General features: G+C 71.5%; 4 protein-coding genes and 1 pseudogene. 2 read left to right on the forward strand and 3 right to left on the reverse strand.

The genetic code is table 11. The features are described from left to right. Positions 1 to 159 precede the first annotated feature (159 nt). Positions 160 to 381 (forward strand): annotated as a pseudogene (locus tag B9G49_RS15325) (VOC family protein); the annotation flags it as partial. A gap of 1 nt (position 382) precedes the next feature. Then, entirely contained in the window at positions 383 to 1,093 is a 711-nt protein-coding gene (locus B9G49_RS15330; RefSeq protein WP_086216947.1) for an alpha/beta hydrolase, read from the forward strand. A gap of 43 nt (positions 1,094 to 1,136) precedes the next feature. Here B9G49_RS15330 and B9G49_RS15335 read toward each other — a convergent pair whose 3' ends face one another. The 3 genes from B9G49_RS15335 to B9G49_RS15345 form a co-directional block, all read right to left on the reverse strand. Further along, positions 1,137 to 3,206: a SpoVR family protein gene (locus tag B9G49_RS15335; RefSeq protein WP_086216948.1), complete on the reverse strand. Its 2,070-nt coding sequence runs from the start codon at positions 3,204 to 3,206 to the stop codon at positions 1,137 to 1,139. Then, the gene (locus tag B9G49_RS15340) at positions 3,203 to 4,588 is read right to left on the reverse strand and encodes a DUF444 family protein (protein ID WP_086216949.1); all 1,386 of its coding nucleotides are present in this window, start codon (positions 4,586 to 4,588) and stop codon (positions 3,203 to 3,205) included. The genes B9G49_RS15335 and B9G49_RS15340 overlap by 4 nt, the downstream gene beginning before the upstream one ends. Beyond that, a partial coding sequence (locus B9G49_RS15345) for a kinase anchor protein (protein ID WP_086216950.1) occupies positions 4,579 to 6,434 on the reverse strand: 1,856 nt, incomplete at its 5' end. The genes B9G49_RS15345 and B9G49_RS15340, both read right to left, overlap by 10 nt.

Below are 6,434 nucleotides of genomic sequence, written 5' to 3' on the forward strand. Positions count from 1 at the left end.
TCGACGATGGCGTCGAGCGGCTCGGGCCGAAATTCTATTACCCCAAGTTCCGCAAGTTCCGCTAGCCTCTGGCCGAAGGCAGGACGGTCTTCACACATACCCGTCTTTGCCAGGCCAGAGGCACTAATACTCCTGGTTCCGCCAGTCTACTGAAGAGCGTACACCCAAGACAACAACGGGCTCGTCATCGAGCTGTCCGCCGACAAATACGAGATACCCGACGACCGCAAGGGCGAGGTGCTCGCGACCGCGCAGCGGCTCCGCGAGGAGGACGGCGCCGACTTCGCGCAGGACCGCCACATGGAGGGCGCGCTGGAGGAGCTCGGCCTGCCGGTAAACAAACACGACCTGCCCGACGCCGACGCCGGCGTGGGGGTCTGAGATGGCGGACGGCGCTCAGGGCCCGCACGCGGGCGACGACCCGCACGGCGACGAGCCGCTGGTCACGGCCGGAACGCCGCTCGACGACGCGGGCGCGGCGCTCGTACTCGTCCACGGTCGCGGCGCGACCGCCCGCAGCGTCGTCGACTTGGGCGAACGGCTCGCCGGCGACCGCGACGTGGCGATCCTCGCGCCGGCGGCCGCCGGGAACACCTGGTATCCGAACTCGTTCCTCGCGCCGGTCGCGGACAACGAGCCGGGGCGGACCTCGGGCCTTCGGGCCGTCGACGCGGCCGTCGACCGCGCGACAGACGCCGAGATCGATCGTGACCGCGTCCTCGTCGCCGGCTTCTCGCAGGGCGCCTGTCTCACGAGCAAGTTCGTGGCCCGCGATCCCGGCCGCTACGGCGGACTCGCAGTGTTCAGCGGCGGGCTGATCGGCGAGGCGGTCGAGGTCGACGACTACCTCGCGACCGGCGACCGCGGGAGCGGAGCGGGCGACGACGCGACAGGCCCCCTCGCCAGCACCCCTGCGTTCGTCGGCTGTAGCGACGTCGACCCGCACATCCCCGAGGAGCGGGTCCACGAGACGACCGCGGTGTTGAAGGCGCTCGGGGCCGACGTGGACGAACGGATCTACGAGGGCATGGGCCACGGGATCAACGAGGAGGAGGTCGCGGCGGTGGCGGAACTGGTCGGCGACCTCGCCTGAGCGTCGGCCCGCCGGCGCCGGCCGAGGGGGCCGCCCGCCCGGATCACGCCAGCCAGTCGTCCGGCTTCGTGTCGTAGTCGACCTCGTCCGCGGTGATCCGTTCCCGGATCGACTCGTCGAGGTCGTGTTCCGTCACCTCGCCGCCGTCGTACTGGAAGCGCACGCCGACCTCGGTTCCCTCCGGCTCCTCGCCGCGTCGCTTGGCGCGCCGGACGGCCCCGTCGTCGTACTCGACGCGGATCGTCGCCAGGTTCACCGGGCGACCCCACAGCTCGAACACGCGCTTTAGCGTCGCTTTGGCGCGCTCCTCGTCGAGCGCGACGCCGTTGTACCGGTGGCCGATGAGTAGCTCCCCCCGGTTGCGGAAGTTCCCGTCCAACACGACGATCGTCGGCTTCCCGAAGTTGGTGAATCGGAGGAGCAGCTTCTTCCGAACGTCGTCGGCGTCGACGCTGGCGACGCGGTGTTCCTCGGCGGCTCGGCTGTACTCGTAGGTGAAGTAGTTCCCCTCGCGCACGAACTCGTCGGTGAGGAACGCGTCGATGAACGTCACGTCGTTGTGGCTCTCGCGGACCTCGAACATCCGCTCCCAGCCGGCCGCGCGGTCGACGTCGGCGATCGCCTCGGCGACCGTCGCGTACCGGTCCACGTCGAACAGGTACCGCGCCTGCTCTTCGAGCGTCTCCCGAGAGACGTTCCGGAGCGCGCCCCGGTGTTCCGGCCGCGAGAGGACGTAGTGGCGCTCCGCGAGCCCCTCGCGCGTGAGGAGCTTCCACGGGTACCGCTCCACGTCAATCTCCTCGCCGTCGGCCGACGCGCCGTCGCCGTCTTCGCGCCGGGCGGACAGCGCCCGGTCGACCGCCTCGGCGTCGACGCGCGGATCGCCGTCGGCGGCGAGGTCGGCGAGTTCGTCCAGCGTCGCCGGGCCGGCGCCCGCGACCGCCGGGTGGGGTTCGAGCAGGGTCGCGACCTCGTCGAGGTCGATCCGCGAGTGGAAGTTCTCCGGCGTCACCCCGTCGACCCGGAGCAGCTTGTCGATCACCTCTCGGCGCGCGGCGCGCAGCTCCACGTGCGTCCACAGCTCGAAGCCGAGCTTATACGGGTTGAGGCCGGGCGAGCCGAGCACTCGGGACATGTGGTCGGCGTACGTGAGGAACTCGTCCTCGCCGGCGAACCCCTCGCCGCCCATCATCAGCGACTCCCAGTACGTCGCCCACCCCTCGTTCATCACCTTCGTCTGCTTCTGCCCGGCGAAGTAGTACGCCTCCTCGCGGATCGCGTCGACGACGGTCGTCTCCCACGGCTCGCGGTCGACCGCCTTCCCGCTATCCGGGTCGTACCGCTTCCCGTGGTCGCGCAGGAACGCGAGCACGTCCGGGCGGGGCTCCTCCGGCTCGACGCCCTCCCCGCGCGCTTCGAGCCACTCGTCGTCGAACACGTCCCGGCGCACCTCCTCGGAGAGGTCGAGGTCGTCGATCCGGGCCTCTATCGCGTCGAGCGCGTCGTCGCCGTCGCCGCTCACGTCGTCCGCGATCCCCGGCTCCTCGACGGACCGCGCGGCGTCGACCGGGCTGTGCTGGTCGATCGTGTCCTCCAGCGCGCTCACGGCGTCGATCAGGCGTTCGACTTCGTCGCGGTCGACGTCGGCCCGCTTCGCGATCGCCGCGATCCGGTCGGCGTTGCGCTCCAACCGCGCCGCGGCGTTCGGGCCGCCCTCGCCGCGGTCGGCGTACAGCCCGAACCACTCGTTGTTCGCGAAGAAGTCCGCGTGCGCCTCGACGTGGGTGATCACCGCCTTCTGGTCGGCCGCCGCGTTCGACTCCTGGAGGAACGCGTGGGCCGGGTCGTCGTTGTTGACGATCTCGAACGCCTTCCCGAGCCCGTGGCGGTCCTTCTTGCGCTGCCGCTCGTAGTTCATCCCCCACCGCCAGTGCGGGTACCGGCGCTGGAAGCCGCCGTAGGCGATCAGCTCGTTCATCTGGTCGTGGTCGACCACCCAGTACCGCACCGGGTACGGCTCCAACCCGAGCCGCTCGGCCAGCTCACGGGCCTCCTCGGCCGGCTCGTCGAGGGCGTCGGCCTCACGCTTCGCCTCGATCCGGTCGTCTCTCATCTGCGTTCACCTCCGTCGGTCCGCCGCGCCGCAGTCGTTCCGGCGGGAGCGCTCCCGCCGCCGTCAGACTCCGTGCTGAGGATCTCGTAGATGGCGTCCGTGACGTCGTCCGGTTCCGAGACGCGCGCGACGGCCACGTCGTCGGCGTCGCCGAACGCGGACTCGACCTCGTCGGCGTGGCGGGCGTTCGCCGCGCCGTCGCCGGGCTGGGTCTCGACGTACGCGTGGAGGTTGGCGTCGATCGACTCCATCAGCGGGATCACGTTGTTCGTGGTGTCGCTACCGGCGTTCTCGGAGTCGCCCGCGGCGAACACGTACCGGTTCCACTCGCTGTACGGGTACTCCTCCAGCAGTTCCTCGACGAGCTCGTAGGCGCTCGAAATCCGGGTTCCGCCGCCCGACTGGATCCCGAAGAACTCCTCGCGGTCGACCTCCCACGCCTCCGCGTCGTGGACGACGTACCGGAACTCGGCGGCGTCGTACTTCCCGGTCAGGTACCAGTCCATCGGCGTGAACACGCGCTCGACGAGCTCGCGTTTCGTTTCGCGCATCGAGCCGGAGGCGTCGCGGACGTTGATCACCACGACGTTGCGCTCGCGCTTCTCTATCACCTCCGGGTGACGGAACCGCTCGTCCTCGCTGCGGAACGGAACGCTGTCGAGCCCCTCGCGCCGGATCCGGTGCGTGACGGGCTCGTGGTCCACCCCGTCGTCGAGCGCCTCGAAGCTCTCCCAGCGGTCAAGCGCGGCGACCGGTTCGCCCCGCTCGTCCGCGACGGTCGCGGCGGCGTCGGCGATCCACGCCCGCGAGACCGGGACGCCCTCATCGCGCGCCCACGCGAAGACGTCGTCCACGTCGGCGCCGTCGACGAACAGGCCCTCCCGGACGTACGCCCCGTCGAAGTCGGTGGCGAGGTGGCGTTTTAACCCCCGCTTGAAGAACTCGTCGACGTCGAGGGTCCCCCGCGGGCCGGCGCGGGCGGTGTCGGTGAAGTCGCCCTCCACCTCCTCGATCACTTGCTTCCCCTTCGGTTCGAGGTCGAGCCCGAGCGCCTCGTCGAGCTCGCGGGCGAACTCCTCCGGGTCCATCTCGTAGTACTCGTGGTCGCCGCCCTCCTCGCCGGGGTCGCCCGCCTCGTCGCCGTCGCCGGGCTCGGGGTCGACCGGCTGGCCGGGCTGCGGCTGGCCGTCGCCGCCCTGTCCCACGCCGCCGGCGGAGCGCTGGTCGTACTCGAACGCGGGGAGGTCGACGAGCTTGATCGGGATCCGGATCCGGTCCGCGCCAGACCCGCCGAGGTCGCCGTGGCTGATGAACTCTGCGAGGTCCGCCCGGCGCGTCTCGCCGACCTCGCGGAACCGCTCGCGGTCCTCGGTCAGTCCCACGGGTCACCACCTCCGTCGGGACCGGCACCGTCGCTCGGACCCGCGTCGCCGGCCCGCTCACCGTCGATATCGGGCCACTCCTTGCGGACCTGCTCCATCACCGCCCGGCTCGTCAGTTCCGCGGACGCCGGCGTGTAGCCGCGGTCGCACAGGCGGTCGATCGTCTCCGCCTTCACCCGTTCCGTCTCGGTGTCGGCCGGCGGGTCGGCCCACGCCGCCGGATCGAGGTCGGGGAACCGCCGCTTCACGTCGGCGAGGTCGTTCGCGTCGATAACGGCCTTCAGCTCCGGCACCTCGGCGAGCTCCACGTCGTCGACGCTGAACGCGTCGCCGCGGTTCCGCCACGCGTACCGCGTGAGTCCCCGGATCACGCGCTCGCGCCGGAAGCTCTCGACGGCCCGGCCCGGGTCGGTCCCGCGGTAGTCGCTCTCGTCGAACCGCCCGAGCGTCTCCGTCTCGAACACCTTCATCGCGAGCGGGTCCGGCGCCTCGTCCGCGCGTCCGCGCTCCGTCGGGTCGTCGTCGTCCCACGCGTACACGTGTTCGACGTACTCGGCGACGGTCTCCGCCGAGACGGTCTCCGCGGCGAGGATCGCGTCGATCACGTCCTCCCGCTGCCGCTCGCGGATCTGCGTCGCGACCGGCTCGCGCCGCCCGTCGAACTCCGCCGCCTCGGCCCGCGAGAAGACGGGGGCGTCGACGAGCCCGTCGGCGAGCGCGTCGAGCACGTCCGTCGGCGTGATCACTCGCTCGACGGGAAGCTCCGGGTGGCTCCGGTCGGCGGTCGACGAGAGCAGGTCCGCGACCGCGTCGCGCGCGTACGTCACGGGGATACCGTTTCGGCCGTCCCCCTCGGCGAGGTCCACGTCGGCAACGGTGACCGCGTCGTCCCCGCGGCGGACCTCGCCGGTCTCGTACAGCTCGGCGGTCTCGATCAGGTCGAGGTCGCCGGGCAGGTCGTCCGCGTCGAGCCGCGTGACGACCGCGTACAGCGCCGCCGCCCCGATTGCGTGGGGCGCGATCTCGCGCTCGGCGACCGTCCCGTCCGACTCCCGCACCGCGACCGACAGCGGCGCCGCTCCGGGATCGCGGTCCCTGCCGTCACCGGCGTCCGGGGCGGCCGCGCCGCTCGCGCCGACGCTACCGTCCTCGACCGCCGTCGCCCCGGCGATCTCCCGCCGGAGCAGCCGCGCCTCCAAGCGGCGGTTCGTGAGGTACCGGAACTCGTGTTTCGAGAGCCGGCGCTTCAGCGCCTTCAGCGGGTCGGCGTCGCCGCGCTCGGCGTGCCGGTCCAACTCGGCGTCGAGGTCGGGGTTCGAGATGACGATCAGCTGGGTGTCTAAGTCCATCCCGATCCCCTTGTCGAGCTTCACGCGCCGCTCGTCGGGGACGTTGAGCAGCCGCCGGAGCAGGTCCGCGTGCTGGCTGGCGTCCTCGACGACGGTGGCGACCCCGTTCCCCTGCGAGAGGACGCCGTCGTAGCTGAACGCCTGCGGGTTCTTCCGGCCGCGCGAGTCGAGCTCGCGCAACATGCCGCCCATCCACGAGCCGACGAGCCGCTCTTTGGGGGTCCCGTCGTCCTCGGCGTGGAGGACGCCGACCCCCCGCCCGACGTCGACGACGTAGCTCGTCACGCGGAGGTGGTCGCGGTCGGTGATCGCCGAGAAGAGGTCGCGGCGCCCCTGCTCGCGGTAGGTCGACTCCAGGTGGTCGTACGCCTCGCGGCTGAACGGGTCGAGCCCCACGTCGGCGGCGATCGGATACGCGTCGTCGTCGGCCGCGTCGGCGACCGACTCGCGGACCGACTCCGGGAACCCTGCAACTCGTCGCCTGTGGACCGGGCTGC

The organism is Halorubrum sp. SD683 (genome assembly GCF_002135045.1).
GTDB lineage: Archaea > Halobacteriota > Halobacteria > Halobacteriales > Haloferacaceae > Halorubrum > Halorubrum ezzemoulense.

Excerpts from the sequence above, each read along its gene's own strand:
- B9G49_RS15330 (WP_086216947.1), top strand. The coding sequence starts at position 383 with ATGGCGGACGGCGCTCAGGGCCCGCACGCGGGCGACGACCCGCACGGC.
- B9G49_RS15335 (WP_086216948.1), bottom strand. The coding sequence starts at position 3,206 with ATGAGAGACGACCGGATCGAGGCGAAGCGTGAGGCCGACGCCCTCGAC.